18 protein-coding genes are annotated in these 22,965 nt (G+C 27.8%); 3 read left to right on the top strand and 15 right to left on the bottom strand.

Annotation, left to right across the window (positions count from 1 at the left end):
- Nucleotides 1-73 precede the first annotated feature (73 nt).
- Genes R4I97_RS10640 through R4I97_RS10630 form a run of 3 tightly spaced genes read right to left on the bottom strand, consistent with a single transcriptional unit; the run spans nt 74 to nt 4,627 of the window.
- Entirely contained in the window at nt 74-1,435 is a 1,362-nt protein-coding gene (locus R4I97_RS10640; protein ID WP_335785028.1) for a tetratricopeptide repeat protein, read from the bottom strand.
- A 2-nt stretch (nt 1,436-1,437) separates the two neighbouring features.
- Nucleotides 1,438-2,463 (bottom strand): hypothetical protein, encoded by a 1,026-nt coding sequence (locus tag R4I97_RS10635; protein ID WP_335785027.1) that lies wholly within the window; start codon nt 2,461-2,463, stop codon nt 1,438-1,440.
- A gap of 10 nt (nt 2,464-2,473) precedes the next feature.
- Nucleotides 2,474-4,627 (bottom strand): ATP-grasp domain-containing protein, encoded by a 2,154-nt coding sequence (locus tag R4I97_RS10630; RefSeq protein WP_335785026.1) that lies wholly within the window; start codon nt 4,625-4,627, stop codon nt 2,474-2,476.
- Nucleotides 4,628-4,765: 138 nt separating this feature from the next.
- On the opposite strand from R4I97_RS10630, the gene R4I97_RS10625 reads away from it, so the two are divergent.
- Nucleotides 4,766-5,653, top strand: a complete 888-nt coding sequence (locus tag R4I97_RS10625) for an SPL family radical SAM protein (RefSeq protein WP_335785025.1) — start codon at nt 4,766-4,768, stop codon at nt 5,651-5,653.
- Nucleotides 5,654-5,726: 73 nt separating this feature from the next.
- On the opposite strand, the gene R4I97_RS10620 is transcribed toward R4I97_RS10625, so the two are convergent.
- Genes R4I97_RS10620 through ftsZ form a run of 4 tightly spaced genes read right to left on the bottom strand, consistent with a single transcriptional unit; the run spans nt 5,727 to nt 10,868 of the window.
- On the bottom strand, nt 5,727-6,599 hold the full coding sequence (locus R4I97_RS10620) for an SPOR domain-containing protein (protein WP_335785024.1): 873 nt from the start codon (nt 6,597-6,599) through the stop codon (nt 5,727-5,729).
- Nucleotides 6,550-7,167, bottom strand: a complete 618-nt coding sequence (gene coaE / locus R4I97_RS10615) for a dephospho-CoA kinase (protein WP_335785023.1) — start codon at nt 7,165-7,167, stop codon at nt 6,550-6,552. Before coaE ends, R4I97_RS10620 begins: the two co-directional genes overlap by 50 nt.
- 9 nt (nt 7,168-7,176) lie before the next feature.
- Nucleotides 7,177-9,072 (bottom strand): hypothetical protein, encoded by a 1,896-nt coding sequence (locus tag R4I97_RS10610; RefSeq protein WP_335785022.1) that lies wholly within the window; start codon nt 9,070-9,072, stop codon nt 7,177-7,179.
- 11 nt (nt 9,073-9,083) lie between these two features.
- A complete protein-coding gene (ftsZ, locus tag R4I97_RS10605; protein WP_335785021.1) occupies nt 9,084-10,868 on the bottom strand; it encodes a cell division protein FtsZ in 1,785 nt (594 codons plus the stop codon).
- Between the two features lie 184 nt (nt 10,869-11,052).
- On the opposite strand from ftsZ, the gene mtaB reads away from it, so the two are divergent.
- Nucleotides 11,053-12,300, top strand: coding sequence for a tRNA (N(6)-L-threonylcarbamoyladenosine(37)-C(2))-methylthiotransferase MtaB (gene mtaB / locus R4I97_RS10600; protein ID WP_335785020.1), 1,248 nt, complete (start codon nt 11,053-11,055; stop codon nt 12,298-12,300).
- Between the two features lie 381 nt (nt 12,301-12,681).
- Here the strand turns inward: mtaB and R4I97_RS10595 are convergent, their stop codons facing one another.
- From R4I97_RS10595 to R4I97_RS10585, 3 genes are read right to left on the bottom strand one after another with little or no spacing between them, the layout of a single operon-like run.
- Nucleotides 12,682-13,485: a hypothetical protein gene (locus R4I97_RS10595; RefSeq protein WP_335785019.1), complete on the bottom strand. Its 804-nt coding sequence runs from the start codon at nt 13,483-13,485 to the stop codon at nt 12,682-12,684.
- A gap of 35 nt (nt 13,486-13,520) precedes the next feature.
- On the bottom strand, nt 13,521-15,920 hold the full coding sequence (locus tag R4I97_RS10590) for a GAF domain-containing sensor histidine kinase (RefSeq protein ID WP_335785018.1): 2,400 nt from the start codon (nt 15,918-15,920) through the stop codon (nt 13,521-13,523).
- A 7-nt stretch (nt 15,921-15,927) separates the two neighbouring features.
- The gene (locus tag R4I97_RS10585) at nt 15,928-17,295 is read right to left on the bottom strand and encodes an alpha-amylase family glycosyl hydrolase (RefSeq protein WP_335785017.1); all 1,368 of its coding nucleotides are present in this window, start codon (nt 17,293-17,295) and stop codon (nt 15,928-15,930) included.
- Between the two features lie 114 nt (nt 17,296-17,409).
- Here R4I97_RS10585 and R4I97_RS10580 point away from each other — a divergent pair, with 114 nt between their 5' ends.
- Nucleotides 17,410-18,027: an HD domain-containing protein gene (locus R4I97_RS10580; protein WP_335785016.1), complete on the top strand. Its 618-nt coding sequence runs from the start codon at nt 17,410-17,412 to the stop codon at nt 18,025-18,027.
- 69 nt (nt 18,028-18,096) lie between these two features.
- On the opposite strand, the gene R4I97_RS10575 is transcribed toward R4I97_RS10580, so the two are convergent.
- The 5 genes from R4I97_RS10575 to R4I97_RS10555 are packed head-to-tail and all read right to left on the bottom strand — an operon-like array spanning nt 18,097 to nt 22,924.
- Nucleotides 18,097-19,047, bottom strand: coding sequence for a leucine-rich repeat domain-containing protein (locus R4I97_RS10575; RefSeq protein ID WP_335785015.1), 951 nt, complete (start codon nt 19,045-19,047; stop codon nt 18,097-18,099).
- Between the two features lie 18 nt (nt 19,048-19,065).
- Nucleotides 19,066-19,995 carry a leucine-rich repeat domain-containing protein gene (locus tag R4I97_RS10570; RefSeq protein ID WP_335785014.1) on the bottom strand — a complete coding sequence of 310 codons (930 nt, stop codon included), beginning with the start codon at nt 19,993-19,995 and terminating at the stop codon, nt 19,066-19,068.
- Nucleotides 19,996-20,008: 13 nt separating this feature from the next.
- Entirely contained in the window at nt 20,009-20,983 is a 975-nt protein-coding gene (locus tag R4I97_RS10565) for a leucine-rich repeat domain-containing protein (protein ID WP_335785013.1), read from the bottom strand.
- A 17-nt stretch (nt 20,984-21,000) separates the two neighbouring features.
- On the bottom strand, nt 21,001-21,876 hold the full coding sequence (locus tag R4I97_RS10560; RefSeq protein ID WP_335785012.1) for a leucine-rich repeat domain-containing protein: 876 nt from the start codon (nt 21,874-21,876) through the stop codon (nt 21,001-21,003).
- Nucleotides 21,877-21,895: 19 nt separating this feature from the next.
- Nucleotides 21,896-22,924 carry a leucine-rich repeat domain-containing protein gene (locus tag R4I97_RS10555; RefSeq protein WP_335785011.1) on the bottom strand — a complete coding sequence of 343 codons (1,029 nt, stop codon included), beginning with the start codon at nt 22,922-22,924 and terminating at the stop codon, nt 21,896-21,898.
- Nucleotides 22,925-22,965: the final 41 nt, after the last annotated feature.

Genomic DNA, 22,965 nt, shown 5'->3' with positions numbered 1-22,965 from the left:
AGAATAATATATTTTCCTTTTTTTGCAAGTGAGAGTTTTTATTTTTTTACAATATAGAGTCTTATAAAAATAATTAATCGCTAAATGATATAACGCCTTCAATAATAGCTTCAAATCTTTCAGGCTCTATAATCATCACAGTATCATCAACTTTCAAATTAGGAGCAAAATCACCTATACTAATTAAGAATGAGTGAGCACTCTTATATGCCCTAGCATAATCCATAAACTCATCTACAGTATTTTGTCTCATAGGGTATCCAGAAGTATCCAAAGCAAAAGTACTTTTATATGATTGTCCTTCAGAACCGAATTTTTTAATAGTAACAAAGAAAACCAAACTATCAGATTTTTTAGTATGATCCGTTACAATATATCCATTTAAAGTTAATATTCTATAGAAATGTTTTTCCAAATAATCAATAACATCCATTTCTAATGCTGTTCTAAATGCGTTATTAGCTATAATAGAACTATAAGTTTTTAACTTTTGTTCAACATCTAAATATATGTTTCTTATAGACTTTATTATCTCCCATTGTTTAACAGCTTCTTCAAAATGCTTTTGTTTAACTAAAGTTTCAGCATATCTATATCTTTCATCTACAACTTTTTCATTTGCAATATTGTCTTTAGTAAGAACCTCTCTGTAATATTTATTAGCCTTATCATAATCTCCAAGTTCATAATAAGAGTTAGCTAAATCTAATGATATGCTGTCTTTATTATCTATAAAACTGCTGTCATAAGATATTTCTAATTCTTTTACAGCGTTTTGGAAATCTCTCGAAGCGGATAATATTCTTCCATAAAGTAAATGATAATTATAATTAGAAGAATCCAAAGCTATAGCCTTTTCAATATTCTGCTGCGCTGCATGATAACTGCGCATTTTATAATAAGAATAAGCAAGCATATACAATAATTCCGGATTGCTGTCATTGCGAGTAGCAGCCAATGACAAATATTTTTGCGCCAATATCCACTCGCCGCTTTGATAGGATATAAGTCCTGCTTTATATAAAGAATCATAATCCTGATTTTTTATTTTTATTATATAATCATATTCATCTAAAGCCTTTTTAGCATTTCCTGTCTCTTCATAAATATTAGCCAAAAACTCACGCACTTTCAATTCGGTAATATCTTTAGTAAAATAAGCACCATCTAACATAGATTGTAATGATGCCATAGCCAATATATACTGATTTTGTTTATAATATAAATTAGCACTATACCATAATATAATTGGATCTTTTTTAAACTTTGGGTCAAGCTCATTAATTTCTTTCATTGCAAGTTCAACATTACCATCTTCATAAAACTGAGTAATACGTTTTAATTTAGCAGGATAAGAACCGCTCTTCACAATAAAATTAGTCGCTACTCCCAATGCAACTATCAACATCATTATAAGTATAATTGACAATTCCACTATTATATTCCTTTTTGATAAACTATAACAGGGCTTTCTGTTTCTTTAGATTCCCTTAAAGCTTCTTTTATTTTATCAGTTAAATTATCTTTAACTGTAAAAATTGATATTTTATTAGCCTTATTATCAGCAAAATCAAATCCGCTAACCGCCATAGACACTTTTACATCTATACTATCGCCATTATAACTAAAGTTATAGTTTTGAAGCATCTTTAAATATCTCTTTGTAATCTTTAAAGCCTCTTCTTCATTAGCATATACTATTATATATATAACATCATCATCTATTAAACATTGACTCTCGCCTGCTCTTGCCTCTCTTTTAATAAAAGCAACCAAATCTTTTCTTATTTTGTAATAACCAAGCCTGTCATAATGCTCTATTATATCATTAGCATTAGAAATATTAAATGCCATTATACCTATAGCATAATTATGTCTTTGTGAAAATGATATTACTGTTTTCAATGTATTATTAAATATTTCATATTCTAAAGTATTAGTTTTTTCAGCTTCATTAATTGAACTATTGGAAGAATTATTAGATTCATATCCTAAGTTAAACAATATTAAATTATACATAAAGAGTATAATATTTTTTATATTATAAGATAGAAATATAGCAATAAAAAATAAACATAAAGATAATATTGTGCTATAGAATGTATATTCTTGTCTATATAAGATTTTCTGTATTTCTGGTATATAGCTTAAAGAAAGAAGCATTACTATAGAAGTTACTACAAAAAACAAAATATTACCTATGCTTTTTCTTAAATTAGCCTCATGCTCTTTTGCAGAAAATATAAAAACCACAACAAAAGCATACAATACAGACATAGATATCCATATCCAAACCCAAATATCCAAAGTATAAAGCAAATAAACTAAAAAATTATTGGGGTTTGAAGATATAAGCAATATATAAATAGGTATTGCTATAGCACTATATATTAAAGTGCTTATCATAGCAGCAAAAAAACCATAGAGATATGATTTTGATAAGCTAATTTCTTTTACTTCCATAAATAACTACCTAATTTTTGCACCATACGGTATTATCATATTTTAATTTATTGAATCCGAATATTTTCATCATTCTTTCTAATTCTTCTTTAGTAGAATAAATCATATATTCAAGTCCTTTTCTGCCTTTACTTACAATAGAAATAAAACTTTCTTCTGTTACGCAAACAACATTAGCACCTAAAGCATAATACTTAAACAATTCTCCGCCATATTTAGGTGATTCTGCCAAAATATTAATTTGTGTTTTATTTTTATGCAAGTTTAAAGCTACACTACTAATAGTATCGGAAACTTTTTTCATACCTTTTAATGAATACTTATTATTATTAGAAAAATATACGTTATTTAAATTATTGTTAATTATATCTTTTTCATTAGATATTCCTTTTATTATTAGAGGTATATCTAAATGTTTTTGAATATAATTTATTTCTTTATGAGTTTTTAGATGTATATTATTTTCACAGCCATTATAATAATAAGACAAATCTATTCCAACAGCACAAGCTCCATTCTTTTGAGCCTCTTTAAGTTTTCTCATTATAACATCTTGAGAATTATTACCGCTAATCATAATAATTCCTCTCTTATGTTCTTTGATAGATTGGATAGCTAAATTAAATATTTCATCATTATTAAAATCATTGAGTATAGCAAGTATTTCAGAGTTTGAAGCTATATCCATAGTAATGTTATAATATTCTTTTATATCCATTATACCATCTAAAGCTTCTGGAAGATTATGAATGGTATCTATTACAATAGGCTGAGATAGATGCATATTAAATATACTTGTTTGCAAGCTAACATCTTTATCATCATTATGTATTATGCTTGGAAAAAAAGAATAATTTTCCAAACCTGTATCTTTATTTTCATCAAACAAATAATCAACATTATGTTTTGAAGATAATTTCTCTTTTGATACTTTTTTAATTTCTTCTATTGTAAGAGATTTTTCATCGGTTAGCTTAAAATGAACAGCATTTATAGCTTTATTAGCAATTTCTATAGCCTTATCTCTATTATCTGCCACAGCTATAACGTTTCCAGCCTTATCAAGATTGCTTGTAGGAGAAACTAATATATCGCCTACCTTTGTTTTAATAAATATCTCTTTTACGCCGTCTATATTTTTAGCATTCTCTAAACCTTCTATAGATTCAATAATCCCCGTACCAGGTAAAAAAGCTTTCTCAACAGAAACTCTATCCCATTTAGGCTTTAAATCACTTGGAGGATTACCTAAAGCTATCTCTATTGCATTTTTAATGAGGTTTACACCAGTAGCAAAAGGATAAGTATAAGCACTCATAAACCCGCCGGAAAGTCTTGCAGCAATCTCCCCTACCATGGCACCGTTTTTAGTTACTTTTATATCTCCCTTAGCGGCACCAATTTTTAAATTCAAAGCTTTTATGCCAGCCTTCATTACATTGATTGCATCATCTATCTTTTCTTGCTCCAAAGCAGAAGGAAGTATATGACCAGTTTCTATAAAAAATGGAGGATACTCTATTATTCTGTCAGCAACACCTGTAACATATATTTCATCATTATAAATAAGCATGTCTATAGAAAGCTCAGGTCCTTCCATAAACTCTTCTATTATCACCTCTCCCGAAGGCGAAGCACTCTTAGCCCTATTAAAAGCATTAAGCACATCCTTTTCATCAGACACCTTCATTACACCGCGAGCCCCCATATTGTCAGCAGGCTTTATTACAACAGGTTTAGTTAAATTTCTATAAGCCTCAACCGCCTCATCATAATTCCACACAGGAAAAAAATTAGGCTGAGGAACATTGTTTTTCTTAAACCTCTCACGCATTCTTATTTTGTTTGAAGCAGCATAAGCATCTTCAAATCTATTACCCGGAAGCCCCAAAGCATTAGCAACAGCAGCAACCGTACTCGAAGCATCAGTTCCAACTGTAATAACACCATGTATTTCCATCTCTTTGCTTAAAGCCCTCGCAACTCTCACACTTCCATCAACATCTCTTGTAGATGCTATTATAGGATAATCAGCTATCTTCATTCCAGGAGCATCTTTATTATAATCCAATACTATTGTATATAATCCCATATCTTTGGCTATTTGTATCGCTGGCACTTGTAATAGTCCAGCCCCTATTATGATAATTCTTTTACCTTTCATAATTAAAAAATTGCCTTTATTTAAAATAATCCATTAACTATATCGAAATATATTAAACTTACTAAAGAATTTTATTAAAACTTAACTTGCAAAAATATATAATATATATTAATATAGTATATAAATATAAGGGTGTTTATGATTAAATATAGAGAAATTAACTGTAAATCAGCACTAAATAAAATAAATAATAGATACGGTTTCTGTTATGATTTAAACATATATAGAGGCTGTATTCATAAGTGTTACTATTGTTTTGCTGTATATTCTCATAAATATATTAACTCAAGAGATTTTTTTGGTGAGATATTTGTAAAGAAAAATATTGCAGAAATGTTAGAAAAAGAGTTATCATCAAGAAATTGGAAAAGAGAGATTATTAACTTAGGAAGCGTTACAGACAATTATCAAGAGTGCGAAAAAGACTATAAACTTATGAGGGATATATTAAAACTTCTTATAAGATATAAAACTCCTATGTGTATATCAACAAAAAGTGATTTAATATTAAGAGATTTTGATTTGATAGATGAGCTTTCAAATATAGTTCCTGTTAGAATAGCTGTTACTATAACAACATTAAATGAAAAACTCTCATCACTCATAGAGCCTAATGTAATAAGCCCATTAAGAAGATTAGAAATATTAAAAGAGTTCAAAAAAACAAAAGCAACAGTTGCAATTCATACAATGCCTGTAATGCCTTTCATCACAGAAGATGAATTAGAAAATATTTTTAAAGCAGCAAAAGAATGTAATATAGATTACTGTGCTTACGATGCTTTAAAACTCTGCGGAGAATGCAGAAAGATATTTTTAAACTTTGTTAGAGAAAAATTTCCATATCATTATAAAAAATATTTATATATTTATGGAAGCAACGGCATTCTTAAAGATGATTATAAAAATAAAATGTATAAAAAAATAAAAGTATTAGAAGAAAAATATAATATATCATACAAATCAAGAGAAGATTTACATAAAGAAAAAATTAATGCGCAAAAAGAAGAGATGCTGCTCTTTTAAAAAATATAATCCCCTCTCAAAGCTTTAACTTCAAAAGGGGACTAACAATAACTTTTAGGATATCTTTAAAATATTAACTTATCTTCTTATCGGAATAAATATAACTATCTTTATATACAGGATTCTTTTTAATCTCAGCTAAAACCTTCTGAGCATCTTCTCTGGTTTCATACCTGCCTATTTTTAATTTGTACATAGTTTTTCCATCTGAGCCTACTTCTTCTTTAACAAAAGTTTTTGGATATTTAACTTTTAATGTATCTCTTGCAGAATAAGTATTATCTTTATCAAAACCAACTGCTACTTGTATAAAATAAATAGAATCTTGAGAAGATGATTTAGTATATGGCACAGTTGTAGTTACCTCTTTTTTCTCTATAGGTTTAACACTAGCTATCATTTGCTCGGGAGGTGTATATGTTGAATTTGGAGTTTGTTCTCCTTTAATATTTGCATTAATTGCATCAAGTTCTGAAGCTAAATTTTTAGTATATTCATTATATCTGTCTTCTGAAGATACACCTTCTCTAATAATACTGCTGCTACTTACGCTTGAAGCATTATTATTTAAAGGCTCAATATTATCTATATTTGAATCAACAAAGTTAGATTCTTGCATGTTATTTTCTTGACTATTTAAATTATCAGCCATAGCTAAAGTATCAGTAGTATCTAAATTATTAATAACATTATTATTCTCTCTCATAAGTATATCACTTGATACATCTGCACTATTATTAGAAGCATAGCTTGCCTTAGAAGAACCCAAATGAAAACCTATAACAAATATAAACAATACTAAACTAGCAGCACTTACAGAAAATACTAATAGTCTTATAGGTGTAAAATTAACTATATACAATGTTCTTCTATTATTTGTTTGCTTATTATTCAATTTAGTAGAATAATCTCTTTCTTCCATGTTTTCTTTTTGATTCATTTCCATAATGCCATCCTAATTTTCGAGATATAATTACCAAATGATTATAATCTCTCATATTGTTGATAATAATATCGGCATAGAGTTTCTTATTTTTTACATCTCTTTGCATTTTTAATATCTTTCTTGCATTATGTTCTGATATATTTCTACTTTTTTGCATTCTTTTTAATATATTGGAAGTTTTGGCATTAACAAAAACTAAACTATTACAAAGTTTATATATATTGCTCCTCATAATTAAAGCAGCTTCTATAACAACATCTTTATCAGTGGAGTTTATTAAATCTTCTGTTTTTTTTTCTATATAAGAATAAGTAATATCTTGAAGTTTTTTAAGCTTTTTTTTATTAGAAAATACAATACTTCCAAGCTTTTTTCTATCTATATTATTGTTTGAATCTAATATGCTATTAGAAAACTCTTTTAAAATAATATCTTTTTTATTTTCTAAAGCCTCATGACCAAGCTTATCAGCATCTATATAAAAAGCATCAAGCTCTTTTGCAAGAAGCTTAGAAAAAGAACTCTTACCAGAACAGATAAGACCATATACACCTATAATGTTTCTCATAAATAATTATTAATTAACAGCAGTAATATTTGTATTTACTGTATTAGTAATATAAGGAACTGTTATTTGATTTATATTAAGTTTGTTTAAAGCTCTATTATCTATAAGTTTAATTAAAGATACATTTTCATCAACTGTTATCACTTTAGCCATACCAATAGTTTCGGCATTAGTCATATTTAATTCTGCTTTAGTTGTATTATATATCATCATATTCATATTATTGCTTAAGCCTTGAAGTTTGCCTGCATTAATATATATATTGTCATTATGTATTTTAATTATTTTAGAATAGAAAGGCACTGTATTATTGATAACATTTCCAGCCATAACAGCAGCAGTCATCATTTTATCTCTGCCTCTTGTAGTGATAGTAAAATTAGTAACAACTCTCTCTGTATTAACATCTACTAAGTCAAGCATTAAAGTAATATTATCATATCCGCTAAATGTAGAACCTCTTAAATAATAATCAGCATTTCTTCTTTTTAATTCTTGATATAAATCTCTCTCAGAATAATAAGTATTATAAATATCTACAACATTAAATCTGCCATACTGCGGAAGCACGTAAGATAATGTTTGATATAATGCAGTATTTAAAAACATTGGACTGTCTTTTTGTATATTAATAGTATCCGCTATAGCAACTGTAAAACCTGGCTTATCTATATTATACTGATTATCTATGCCCCAAGTTCTTGAAATTATATTTTTATCCAATTGTCTTTTATAGCTGTCATATTTATAAACAATAGATTTATTATTAGGATTAACATTTTTAGCAATCTCTAATTCCTCTAAAGCTTTCTCTTCTAATCCCATTCTTTTATATACATCTGAAAGCATAAGTCTTGCATAAGTATTAGCAGGATTTAATTTTAACATGTGTTTTAAATATGCTTGAGAGCGAATTTTATCAGCAAGTCTTGTATAGTAAGAAGCCTTATTAGCATAATATAAAGCAGCTCTGTCTCTTTCATAATCAGCTTGAGGATTAGTATTAAATAAAACTCTCTCATAAGCTAATCTGCCAAGTTCATCTTCTGGTTTTACTCTTAAATAATTTATATAGGCATTTTTAGCATTAGGAAAATTATTAGCCTTCTCATAAACATTGCCTATATAATAATTTTTAGTATCATCTTTGAAACTTGACTCTGGAATATATTCTAATATAGCTATAGCATCATTGTATCTATCTAAAGCCATATAAACATTTGCCTGTAATATTTTTGCATCATTATAATTTGTATAATAATAAAAAGCATTTTTAATTTCATTTAAAGATGCATTATAATTACCAGTTATATAATAATAATTAGCCAAATGATAATAAGATTCAGCCATTTTAGGATTATTTTTTATATTAAGATTAAATAAATCTAAAGCCGTATTTTTATCTCCATTAGCAAGCTTTAAATATGCAAGTGCCACAGGAGCTTCACTCCTATTTTTATTTAATATCATAGCCCTTTCATATAAGCTCATAGCAGTTTTATAATACCCCACTCTCTCACTTAATGCTCCCTCAGCATAGTTGGCAAGATAATTTTTACTGTCTAAAGCTTTAATTTGGTTAATTGTAGCTCTTGCTTCATTATTCTTATTATTGATAAGCTCTATAGTTAATTTTTTCTCTAAAACTCTATAATCTCTTGAATGATATCTATAAGCATCATCTATAAGAGTTTGCGCCATAGTATAATTTTGAAGTTTTATATAATTGTCTATAAGCAGCAGATATTCATTGATATTACTTGGTTTAATATTTAATGAATTTAGCACAGAGATAGATGCTTCATAATTTCTATTATTATAGAGATTTAAAGCATCATCATAACTCTGTGCCAAAACACTGCATACTGTTAAAACAAATAAACAAAAAATTTTATATATCTTCAACGCTATAACCCTTATCTATTAATATTTCTTACCTGTAATTGTCTTCTAAGGAATGCTGGCTTTTCATAATCTGTATCTACACTCTCATCTGCAAATGGCAGCTTAGCTCCTAAATTATTATGCTTTTGCATTTCATCTTCAGGTATAATCTCAAAAGGAGCTATAGTTCTTTTTTCTGTATTAGTTTCTTCTTCTAATACACTATAAAGTTCCGCTGCTGCTTTATATTCTTTTCTTTCCTGTATATTATTATTTATTTTATTATGCTCTAATTCTTCCTCATATTCTTCTGCAACATTATTACTATTTAATATATTATCGCTAGATAAATTAACATCTAAGTTATTTGACTTTAATTCATTTTCAAGATTTAATCTGCTAAAACCGCTTTTAGATATTACAGGTTTTTTCATCTCTTCTATCTTGTTTTTAAAATTGATAACATATTTATTATTTGAAATATCATCATGATTTTCTATTTCTTCTTCTATTACTTTATTTTCTATTTTTTCTATATTCTCTATATTATTTATACTTTTTATATGATTTCCTATAATAGTTTCAATTTTTTTACTTTCTATATCATTTGAATTTTCTATATTTGCTTCATTTGCATTAATTTCATCTACAACAAAATTGATTTTTTGAGTTTCTTTAATATCATTAGAATTATTTTCTACACCATTGTTTTTTACTTCATTAGAAACATCATTTACTTTATCATCTTTTATTGTATTAGATTCTTTATCTTCTATTTTTTTTTCTTCAGTATTATTTGAGTTATTATCAAAACCAGTAGCAACTATTGTAACAATAATTTCATCTTTAATTTCTTCTTTAGTACAAACACCAATTTTTATATTAGCATTTTCATTAGCATAGTTATTAATAATCTTGCTTGCTTCTCTATACTCTTTCATACCAAAATCTTTAGGACAAACTATATTAGCAAGTATTCCCCTCGCATTTTTAATACTAGCAACATCTAAAAGCGGATTTTCAAATGCATTAGTAATAGCCTTATGAAGCCTATCATCACCTTTACCAACACCAATACCCAAATGAGCCCTTCCATTAGAAAGAGAAATCATAGTTTTTACATCGGCAAAGTCAACATTTATAAATCCAACCTGTGTAATTATATCAGAAATACCCTGAACACCCTGACGTAATATATCATCAACAACCGCTAAAGCCTCTTCATATTTATAATTATCCATATCAACCATATCATAAAGGTTTTCATTAGGTATAATGATAAGAGAGTCTACTACTGTAAGCATTTTTTCTATACCAGCCTCGGCGCGCTCCATTTTAAGTCTGCCTTCATACTCAAAAGGCTTAGTTACAACACCAATAGTTAAAGCACCAGCCTTTTTAGCAGCCTCTGCCACCACAGGACTAGCACCTGTACCAGTACCGCCTCCAAAACTACTCGCAATAAATACTAAATTAGCACCGCTTACAATCTCTTCTATTTTAGCAACATCTTCTCTTGCAGCCTCAGCACCCTTCTCTGGGTCTGTACCTGCGCCTAAACCTTGTGTAACTCTGTCACCTAAAACTATTCTAGTAGGAGCATTAGAACGAGATAGCGCCTGTGCATCGGTATTCATAGCTATAAAATCTACATTCTCTAATCCTTCAGCTATCATTCTGTTTATAGCATTACATCCGCCGTTACCGACACCTATAACTTTGATTACTGTGTCTAATGATGAGAGATTATTATAAGAATTCATTGCCATGCTCCCTTTGGAATTTTCATCTAATTCTATACGATACTTGCTATCCATATATACTCCACTGAATATAATTTAATATAAAGATATTATCGGCATTTTACTAAACATAATTATATTAACATAATTAAAATTTTCTGCAAGTAGTAAAAATAAAAAAATATGTTATTATATAATTTGTTATTGTTTATAAACAAAAAATAAATAGAGTTTTTTATTAATACAAAGAGAGAAATAAATGAATATACACATACACACATTCGGATGCAGACTTAATCAATACGAAAGCGAAAAGATAGCCTACGAATTAAAAAATATGGGAGCAAATATCACAACCCTAAAAGAAGCAGATGCAATAGCAATTAATACATGCACCGTAACAAATGACAGTGATAAAAAATTAGTTTCCTACTTAGAAAAATTGGAAGATATAGAACAAAAAAAAATATTTTTAATAGGCTGTTATGTTTCAAAGAAAGGCTTCACTACAGAAAATAAAAATATTATCACAATTAATAATGACCATAAAGAAGAAGCAGCACAAATTATATTTAATACTATACAAAAAGATACAAACAAAGAAATAAAATCCACAATATTTTTCCCACAGGAGCAAAGCAGAGCATATTTAAAAATACAAGATGGATGCGAAGTATTTTGCAGTTATTGTATAGTTTCAAGAGTGAGAGGCAAACATAAAAGCCTTGAGCCAAATAAAATATATGAGGCTATAAAAATTGCGAATGATTACAATTATAAAGAAGTAGTATTAACAGGTCTTAATTTAGGCTCTTACAACTATAACAACGAAATAAAATTTGCTGATATACTAAAAAATATATTAGAGCATTCTTCTAAATACGGCATTAGAATAAGACTCTCATCTATTGAGCCAATTTATTTTGATGATGAGCTTATAAACCTTTTTAAAAATAAAGACGTATTATCCCCTCATGCACATATTCCATTACAATCTGGAAGCAATAAAATATTAAAACTAATGAACAGAAGATATACAAGAGAAGAATATTTAACTTCCATAGAAAAGCTATATAAAGTTAATCCAAATATGGCAATAAGTACTGATGTAATGGTGGGTTTTCCAGAAGAAGAAAATGATGATTTTAATGATACATACAATTTATGCGAAAAGTCAAAGTTTATAAAAATGCATGTATTTAGGTATTCAGATAGAGAAAATACCCCATCATCAAAAATGCCGAATAAAATAGGATATAGAAGAAAATTAAAAAGAGCAAAACTTTTAAATGAATTAAACAACAAAATGAAAGATAATTATTATAATAATGCTTTAGGTAGAAAATTAGATGTTATCGTTGAAGAGGTTTTGGAAAATAATTATTATATAGGTACAAGCGGAGAATATTTAAAAGTAAAGTTCAAAAGTGATAAAACTCTAAATAAAAAAGAACTTATAACAGTAAAATCTTTAAAATATGAAGATGATATTATAATAGCAGAGTAAAATAGACTTGTTTCAAAACTAAATTAATAAATATTTATATGTTTTTAGTTTAATATTTAGTATGTAAAATATAATTAGTATTACTTTCTTAACTTACACTTTTGGGTTCTTTGACGAAGCCCGCAGAACGTAGCGGCGGGAAAAAGAACAATTATTATAAACTTAAAAATTTTTATGTTTTTATTATTTGTGGTGGCTTTGCCCCCACACCCCCAGTTCTTTTATTGGTATAAAAGAACCAAAAGAACTGCATTTTTATATACTAAAAAATAATTAATTATACAACATATAAAACATTATCTTATAACTAAACTTATATTAAAAATTATATAACTAACTCTATCAATTACATTTCAAACAAGTATAATATAAAAAAACTTATCAAGACATTTTTTTAATGTCGTCGTCCATTTTCTTTTTCCAAAGGTCATAAATCTTTTTCTGTGATTCTGCCTCTTCTGTTTCATTAAGATATACATTTATTCTTCTTAAAGCAGCTATTAAATTAAGAGCTATTTTCATATCATCTAATCTTCTTTCTTTTAATTCATACTTTGTTCTTTGCTGTTCGGCAGCTGCTGATAATAAAGATTTTGATAATCTCATAAGCTTAACCCTATAAATATAGCCTTCCACATCAGGGCTTAGCTCTTTTATATAATTTTTAAAATCTATTATATTTTTCGATATTAGGGCAAAACGCCATTCTATCTCATAAAAATTTTGAAGCCATTTAGAAGTTTCTCCATAACAGTATTTAAAAAAGTCTATAACATACCCAAATGAACATATAAACTTATATCTCCATTCATCATTAAGCTTATCTTTTAAATATTCATGTATATTTTCATTTAATGAAAGCGAATCATCAGAATGATTTCCTAAAGCCTCTTCAAGCAAAATAATAGCCTTGTTAATATATCTTCTTCCATCATTAAGCTGATTTTCTGATCTTACATCTATAGAATCTATTGCCACATAACAGGAAGTTGCTATTAATGATGAAGCATTGATATATAAAACTGCCAAATCTATCTTTTTATATGATGCCAATAATTCATCATCTATGGAAGATATCTCTTTTTCTAATTTATTTAATTTAGATTCTACAACAGAAAGTAAATCTTTATATTTGTTTTGTCTTCTAACACATTCAGCCTTAGCTACTTCACTTATTTTTGCCATAAAATTACTCCAATAATATTATCGGAATATGTTTATTAATTATTTAAAATCTCAGGAACTGTGATAATAAAAGAAGTAGTCTCAAATGGAATATTAATGCTTTTTATATTCATACTTCCGCCATGTGCCTCTACTATTCTCTTTGATATAGCTAAACCAATACCAACACCATGGCTCTTTGTAGTAAAAAACGGCTTAAAAATATTTTCCATAACTTCATCTGTAATATAAGAATTAGTGTTTTCTACTATTATATCTATCATTGAATCATTATATAAATTATCACTAAATAAAACACTTATTATAGCATATTGTTCATTTGATATGGCATCTATTGCATTAACAACTAAATTAAATATAACCTCATTCATTCTATCATAATCCCAATATACAGTATCTTTTTTACTAAAATTAAAAGCATAGAATTTAATATCTTTATTGCTCTTTTTTATATACTCTTTAGATATAATAGTAATATATTTAATAATATCTTCTATTTTTATTTTTTCTGCTTCTAAATTAATACTCTTAGCAAATGATAAATTCTTTCTAATATAATTCTCTAAATTCTCAACCTCATCAGCTATAATCTGAGCATATTTCTTAACATTCTCATCACTGCTCACCCTCACAAGCCTATTAGCAAACCCTGCAATAGGGACAATAAAATTCCTCAAATTATGCGCCATAGAAGAGCTCATCTCTCCTATAATAGCCAAACTCTTCATATCAAGTAAAGTCTTCTGTGCTGTTTTTAAAGCATTATTATTCTTTTCAAGTTCATTATAAAGATATGAATACCCCAAAGCAACTGCCGCCTGCCTTCCAAACATCTTCAAATAATCTAAATCGTCATTAGGTATAGCCTTATTATTGAAAGGATTATCAACTAATATCATACCTATACATTTACTCGCATTCATTATTGGTATAATAGCAAAAGGATAATTACCAAATAAATCTGTATATTGCCTTAATTGCTCAACTCTGTAATCTTCATCTATATTAGTAATATTAATAGTATCATGAGTATTAAAAACCTCAAAAAACAACTCGCAATTCTCATTGTTAGGTATAACTGTATTAATAAATTGCTGATTCAAATCCCAAGAAGCCTTAATGCTATTCATATTAAAAGAAAGCATTATCTTTTCTCTTAAAGCATACTTATCAATATTTTTCATATCATTCCATATATAAGCAGCCTCTTCTCCATCTTTAGGAGCTATACACATACGCCCTCTAAATACATTAAAGCCCTCATCATAAAGAAAAGCAAATGCTCTATTAAAAGCAAAGACATCTCCTATTGTTGTAATAGTTAATAGCAAAAACAATATATCTTCAGTCTTTGAGCGCTCTACCAAAATATTGCTCATATCATATAACGTATTTAAACGTGACATGTGGCGCATATTTTTTTCATTGGCTTTGCTTAACTCTACTATGTTAAAATATTCTGATACCCTACTTGAAATGTTTAATAAAAGAGGCTTTAATAACCCAGCATCTTCATTGTCAAAATCACCTAATGGATTAACAGCATCAGGAATTCTATCTATCACAACAATATAAACATCAACTCCCTCTCTAATCATAACCTTATTGAATAACACAGACCTATTAATAATGCCAGCAAACCTTTCAGCACACTCAGTTTTTGCTATATTATTGATAAAACTTTTGCCGTCTTTTATACAATTAGATATATGATTTTCCTTCTCAAAAATAGTGCAATCAAAGTCCGCATCAAAACCATAGCTCGATATAGTCTCAAACCTAGTATTATTATCATGACTAAACATCATAAATGCTTTTCGAGAACTAAATATATTCGCTATATCCTCTGAAATGCCTTTTAAGTTGGAATCAAATTTATTTATATCACTTAATTTTATATAAAGCTCTCTAAGCAATTTTAATTGTTTATCTTTCTCTTTATATGTAACATTCTGTAAAACATTATTAGCATATACCCCAAAATGACCTATTATATTAAGCAAATCTTCTAATATATTTTTATAATATTCTCTCTTATCCTCTTTATTTCTAAAAGCTACCAAACCTATAGGATTATTATGTAAATAAATAGGCAAAACCATAAGCGAAGAATAATTATTAAAAACATCATAATCACTTATATTTTCATTATTTCCAACATATCTCTTTTGCTTATATAAAACTTCTTCTATTCTATTTTTTACTATAGGGAAATCAACCTTACAAACATAATACCTATCAATGCCGTATACTCCCCTCAGTATTAAATAATCTCCTTTTGGGAAATACACCTCTCCGCAATCAAATCCATAAAAATTACAAATCTGCTCTAAAAATAAATCTACAACCCTATCTATCTCATAAGTATTTTCCATATAAAGAAGCCCCATAGATAAGTCTCTAAAAAAAGTTTCTATAGATTTATTTTCTGACATAAAAAAATTAACCTTCTAAATTATAACTAATAGTCTTTACCACTTTAAATATTTTTAATTGATACGGTAAAAACTCCACTATCCCGTTTTTAAAATCATTTACTCTATTATTAAATGATATATCTTCTATTATATTATATTTATCTATTTCTAAAGTTTCTTTATCTGCACTTGTGTTAATTACTATTAAAACAACATCTTTTTCATCTAAACTATATTTATAAAAACGCTTTAAAGGATTTTTTTTCTTTTCTTTCTCTTCTATATTCTCATTATTATTTTCATTATTCTCATTTGATGAATTTTCTAATTTCTTTTTTAGCTCCTCAATTAGCTTCTTCTCCTGCAAATCAATAGACACTATTTTACCGCAATTAGAAAGTATATCATTATTTTTTATATAATTACTAATATCTTTTATAAACTCACTTAAATCATAGCTAATATTTTCAAACTCATTTCCTTTAACAACATCACATCTATTATAAAAACCATATTCATCACCCAATGTTATCATCCACATATCGCAAACCATAGCAGTAAATAAAAATCTCTGCATAACTTCCCATATATTACCATTATATTCATTAATAAGTCTTAAAGTATCATGATTACTAGGGAAAGCTATTTGTTTAGATTTTTCTCTTGCCAAATCATACTGCTCTATAAACCACTCAGACTCATAATCCCACCACTTTGCACTGCTTGCCACATAATCAAAACCAGCTTCAATTAAAGATAATGTATCTTCCATAGAACAGCCCAAACTCTCAGCAAAAAATACTGTATCTTTTTTATTAGTTTTAGCAATGTCAATAAGGTATATCCATAAGTCTTTATTAACTTTGTAGGCAGCATCACATCTAAAACCATCAAAACCTAAACTCAAATTATGAAGTATTAAATCTTTCCAATACTCCCAAATAGGATTTTCTTCTTTTTCAGATTTCTCATTATTGAAACTCGCTAAATCTCCCCATTCAATCCACACACCATTGTCCCAAGCACCCGGAGATTTTAATTTACCTTCATCATCTAATAAATACCAATCAAAATGCTCATCAACTAAAACACTGTCCTTTGAAGAATGATTAATAACTAAATCTATCATCACCTTTATATTATTTTTTTTACAATAATTCAAAAAATCTTTTAATTCTTTTTCAGCAATATTAGCCTCAGCACTCGAAAAAAAATTCTCATTATATTTGTAATAATCTTTCGCAGCGTACAAACTTCCGCTAAAACCAGGATAAGTAATAGGGTTTATATAAATCCACTCAAAACCCATATTTTTAATTCTATCAATATGACTATACCAATTCGAGATGTGTCCCAAAAGAGGAGGAAATAGATTGTAAATAGAAGTCTTCATGTATATATTATATAAAATTAATATAAAAATACAACTAATAATAATTATTATTTAATAAAAATATATATGCGATATACTATTTTTTATAAAAAAGTTATATTATAATATAAAATTATGGAAACACTAAATTTAGAAAGAGCAGAATACGAATTAGAAAAAGCATACAAATCAAACCCTACTCCTTGGGCCATTCATTCAAAATATGTTGCCAAAGCTGCAAGAATAATAGCTTACGAATATAATAAAAAATCAACAGATAAAAAATTAGACGAAGACAATTCATATATATTTGGCCTTTTGCATGATATTGGAAGATATACAGGAATAAGTGCAGAGAGGCATTTAATAGATGGTTATAAATACTGCATCAATTATGGCTGGGAGAAAATGGCTCAGATATGCATAACTCATGCTTTTATGATACAAGACGTAAACACTGCAATAGGAGTATTTGATATGTCTAAAGATGATTATAAATTTATAAAAGATTTTGTTGCAAATGCAGTATATGATGATTATGATTTACTTATCCAACTATGCGACTGCCTTGCTTTGCCGAGCGGATTTTGTTTATTAGAAAAAAGATTTGTTGATGCTGCATTAAGATATGGAACATTTCCTCAAAGTGCATTGAGATGGAAAAAAGTTTTTGAAATAAAAGAGTATTTTGAAAAGACAATAGGCACTTCAATCTATAATCTGCTTCCAAACATAAAAGACAATATTTTTTAACTATTAAATTATAAATAATAAAACTTATGCTATTTAAATTATAAAATAACATAAATTTTAGAATTATTTTTAATTTTTTCTTATGTCAGTAAAGTTGCAGCCTAAAAAAGTTTTCCAAGCTTCATCAGTAGGATTTACAGCATTAGGAATTATCAAGGTTGTAAGTTTATCGCAATATAAAAATGCATCTTTATGGCAGTTTATAGAATCAGGAGAAACTCCTAAATAAATAATAGTTTTTAAATTACGGGAAGTATTAAAAGCTGAGTCTTTTATTTCTTTTACAGATGCTGAAATAGTTACTTTTTCTAAGCGAGAATTAGCAAATGCACTTTTGCCTATTGATATTACAGAATCTGGTATTACTACTTCTCTCAATGACTGTAAATACAAAAAAGCATAATCTCCTATAACTTCTAACTTGCTACCTAATACAAGAGTTTTTAATGAATAAATAGCTTGAAAAGCCCTCTCTCCTATTAATACAACAGAATTCGGTATTGTTAATACCTCTATATTATCTAAATTTAAAAAAGAATATTGTTCTATAGTTGTTATTTTATCATCTGGAAATACAAAGCTTAATCTTTTTTTGCTTATTCCTCCGCTTGAAAACATTCCCTCGGTTATAGTAGAATTTTGAAAATTAATATTTTTAGTGTCTATTATTATATTATCAGCATTAATTTTTTCTGCTGCTTTTATAGTTAAAGCAGCAAGAGAAGAGTTTGCTTTTAGCATATAATTTTTAGGAACACCTTTAAATATTACTTTATATAAAGATTTTTCAACATAATACTCTTGTAATTTCGCTTCTATTTGTTTAGATATTTCAGCATCATCTTGAGAAATATCTATACCATACTTTTGTGCTTCTTCATCTAAAACAGGGGGCGTTACTGTAGAACCTCCGGTTTGTCCTGAGTCTTCGTTATTTTCGTTAGTTGGACTGCTTGGACTAGAACAAGAAATTACAACTAAAAAACATAATGTTGTTATTAATGCAATTTTTTTATACATAATACCCCCATAATAAAATTACTTTTGTTTAACTGTAGTAAAATTACCGCCTAAAAAGTTTTTCCATTCATCGTAATTTGGATTTTCAACATTTGGCAATATTAAAGTTGCAAGCTTTGTACATCCATCAAAAACATTTCCATTATGTGTTATATCATTAGGACTTGTTCCCAAATAAGTAAGTGTGGTTAAAGATGAGGATGCTGAAAATGCAATATCTCCTATAGTAACTAAAGAAGATGGAAGAGTTAAACTTACTAATCCAGAATATGCAAAAGCACCTGCTTCTATAGCAGTTACAGAGTTTGGTATTATTAGTTCTGTTAATGATGAAACCGTGAAAAATGCACTATCGCCTATAGTTTTGAGAGAATTTCCTAATATTAATTTTTCTAATTTATAACATTCAAAAAAAGCAGCCTCTCCTATAGCTGTTATAGAATTTGGTATTGATATCTCTTTCAAAGAAGACAGCATATGAAAAGCATAAGATTCTATAGCAGTAATTTTATTATATGGAAATACAAAAGTAAATATCACATCTTCTTGAGAACTAATACCTTCAGAAAACATATAACTTTTTACAGCATTATTTTGGAAATTAATACCGCTTATATCTATGATTATATTATTAACTAAAAGTTTTTTGGACACTGTATAAATTAAAAATGAAAGAGAATTTTGATGAGAATACGAGCTTTTTGGTGTTCCTTTCAATATCACTTTATATAAGCCTTTTTCTTGAAAATATAATTTTAAATTTGTTTCTATTTGTTCAGTTATAATCGCATCATCTTTAGAGATATCCACACCATATTTTCTTAGCTCTTCTTCTGTAGCAGGAGGGATAATATTTTGATTATTATCTTCTTGTTTTTCAGGGGTTGTAGGGTTAGAACAAGAAATTATTGCTAAAAATATCATTATTAATATAATTTTTTTATACATAATTTCCTCTTAATTATTTTGTTTTTTTTATAGTGGTAAAATTACATCCTAAAAAATTTTGCCATTTACTTTTAAGCTCTTCGTCAGTCTGTTCAGGTGCATTAGGAACTATTAAAGTTTTAACTGTATTTTCAAATATATTTCCGCTATGTTGTATAGTATTAGGGCTTGTTCCTAAATAGATAACCGTAGTTAAAGATGATGAACTTCCAAATGCTCTGCTACCTATTGATTTAACTGAAGCAGGTATAGTTATTTCTTTTAATACTGAATATGTAAAAGCTAAATCTCCTATATATTCAAGTTTACTATTAACACCAAATGTTACTTTTTCAAGCTTATAATCTGCCTGAAAAGCATAAGGATTAATATTAATAACAGAATCTGGTATTGTTATTTCTTTTAAAAATTCACTATAAAGAGAAAAAGCATTCCCTTCTATAACTCTTATAATATTTTCTGGAAATTTAAAAGTTATAGTATAATCACCAGAACTCGGATATCCTTTAAACATTGAAGACTTTATCTTCCTCTCATTAAAATAAATATTGCTAACATCTATTTCTATATTTATACTTTTATATTTATATAATCTTTCTGCAACTTCTATTACTAACTTAGCAAGAGAATTTTTCTGCATATATTCAGCTTTTGGTGTTCCTGTAAATATTACTTTATATGATTGCTTATCAGTATAATATGCCTTCAATTTCTCTTCTATTTGTTTAGATATTTCAGTATCCTCTTGAGAAATATCTATACCATACTTTATTGCTTCATCATCTAAAACAGGCAAAGGCGGAGCTATTTCAGTCCAAGGTATATCTCCTCCACCACCTGTATTTCCAGAATCACCTCCAGAACCTCCACCATTTCCAGAGCCTCCTCCATTTACTATATCTCCATCACTTCCGCTATTCGGACTGCTTGGGCTAGAACATGACACTGCAAATAAAAAACATAATAATAATACAATTTTTTTATACATAAACTCTCCAAAATAAATTACTTCTGTTTAACTGTAGTAAAATTACCGCCTAAAAAAGTTTTCCAAGCAGGATCATTTATATTCTCAGCATTAGGTACTATTAAAGTTTTAAGATTAGCACAATTATCAAATATACCGCTTCCTTTAGTTGTTATATCATTTGGGGTTTTACCTAAATATGTAAGAGTAGTTAAAGATAATGCACCATTAAATACATTATTACCAATAGACTTTACTGATGCCGGTATAGTTAACTCTTTTAATGATTGACAATACATAAATGCCCCATCTTCTATAGTCTCTAAATTGCTTCCTAATGTCATTTTTTCTAAATTTAAACAACTTTGAAAAGCATAAGCACCTATTGTTTTTACAGAATTGGGTATAGTTATTTCTTTTATAGCATATAATAAATAAAATGCATAAGAATCTATAGTTTTTATTTTGTATACAGGAAATATAAAATTAAGTGGTATTTTTACAAGCTCTCCTCCTAAAAACATAAAACTGCTTACAGCATTATTTTTAAAATCAATATTACTAATATCTACATCTACAGAATTAGCACCAACTGTATTAGCAGCATTAAAAATTAAATATGCAAGCGATTTTGCTTTTGTAAAATAAAAATCATAATCTTTCGGAGAACCTTTTAATATTACCTTATAACTTCCCTTTTCATCAAAATACAATTTTAAATTTGATTCTAATTGACTAACTATAACATCATCATCTTGAGAAATATCTACTCCATACTTTTCTAATTCACCAGGAGGCGTAACAGTTTCAACTTTATTTGTATCATCTATTTGATTTGTATTTGGACTATTTGGATTTGAACAAGACATTGCCGCTAAAAAACACAATATCATTAATAAAATTTTTTTATACATAAGCTATCCAAAAAAATTATTATTCTTTTCTTACATCTGTAAAGTTGCCGCCCAAAAAGTTTTGCCATTTACTTTTAAGGGCTTCAGTAGTTGTTTCAGGAGCATTAGGCACTATTAAAGTTCTAAGCATATCACATTTGTAAAATATAGCCATTCCTGCTGATGTTATATCATTAGGAGTTGTTCCTAAATAAGTAACTGTTGTTAGTTGCTGAGAAAATGCAAATGCCTGCATTCCTATTGATTTTACAGAAGCAGGTATTGTAAGTTCTGTAATACTAGTAGAATCAAAAGCGTAATCTCCTATTGATTCTAATGAAGAAGATAATTTTAATGTTTCTATTTTTGGTCCGCTGAATGCTCCAATTCCTATAGTTTTCACAGAGTCTGGTATTATTACTTCTTTCAATCCATTAGCATACACAAAAGCCTGATCACCTATAGTTTTAAGATTTTTACCTAAAGTTAATTTTTCTATGCTGATAGAAGAATAAAAAGCTTCTGACTCTATAGTTGTTACAGAATCAGGTATTGTTATTTCTTTTGTATTGTATAAACTATCAAACGCCCTTACTCCTATAGTTGTTATCTTATTTTCTGGAAATATAAAACTTATAACTATATTTTCAGTACCATCAACACTATATCCTTTAAACATACCTGTTTTTATAGTATTATCCTGAAAATCAATATTTTTTATATCCAACTCTATATTCATAGAAGAACTAACTTTTAATGCTGCTTTTAAAGTTAAAGTATATAAAGATTCATAAGTACTATAATCTTTAGGAGTTCCTGTCAATATTACTCTATACGAACCCATTTCATCATGATAGGCTTTCAAATTCGCCTCTATTTGCTGACTTATTGTCGCATCGTCCTGACCTATATCTATACCGTATTTTTTTATTAATTCTTCTTCTGTTGGGCCTGTAAAACCTCCATCGCCATTATTATCGTTATTAGGATTGTTTGGATTTGAACATGAAAATATAAATAACAACCCTAATATTAATATTATTTTATCAAATATAAATTTTTTATACATGCATAACCTCTCATATTTACTCAAACTTTACATAATGTTAC

It is taken from the genome of Brachyspira pilosicoli (assembly GCF_036997485.1).
GTDB classification, from domain to species: Bacteria; Spirochaetota; Brachyspiria; order Brachyspirales; family Brachyspiraceae; genus Brachyspira; species Brachyspira pilosicoli_C.
This window is presented reverse-complemented; position numbering and strand designations above follow the sequence as displayed.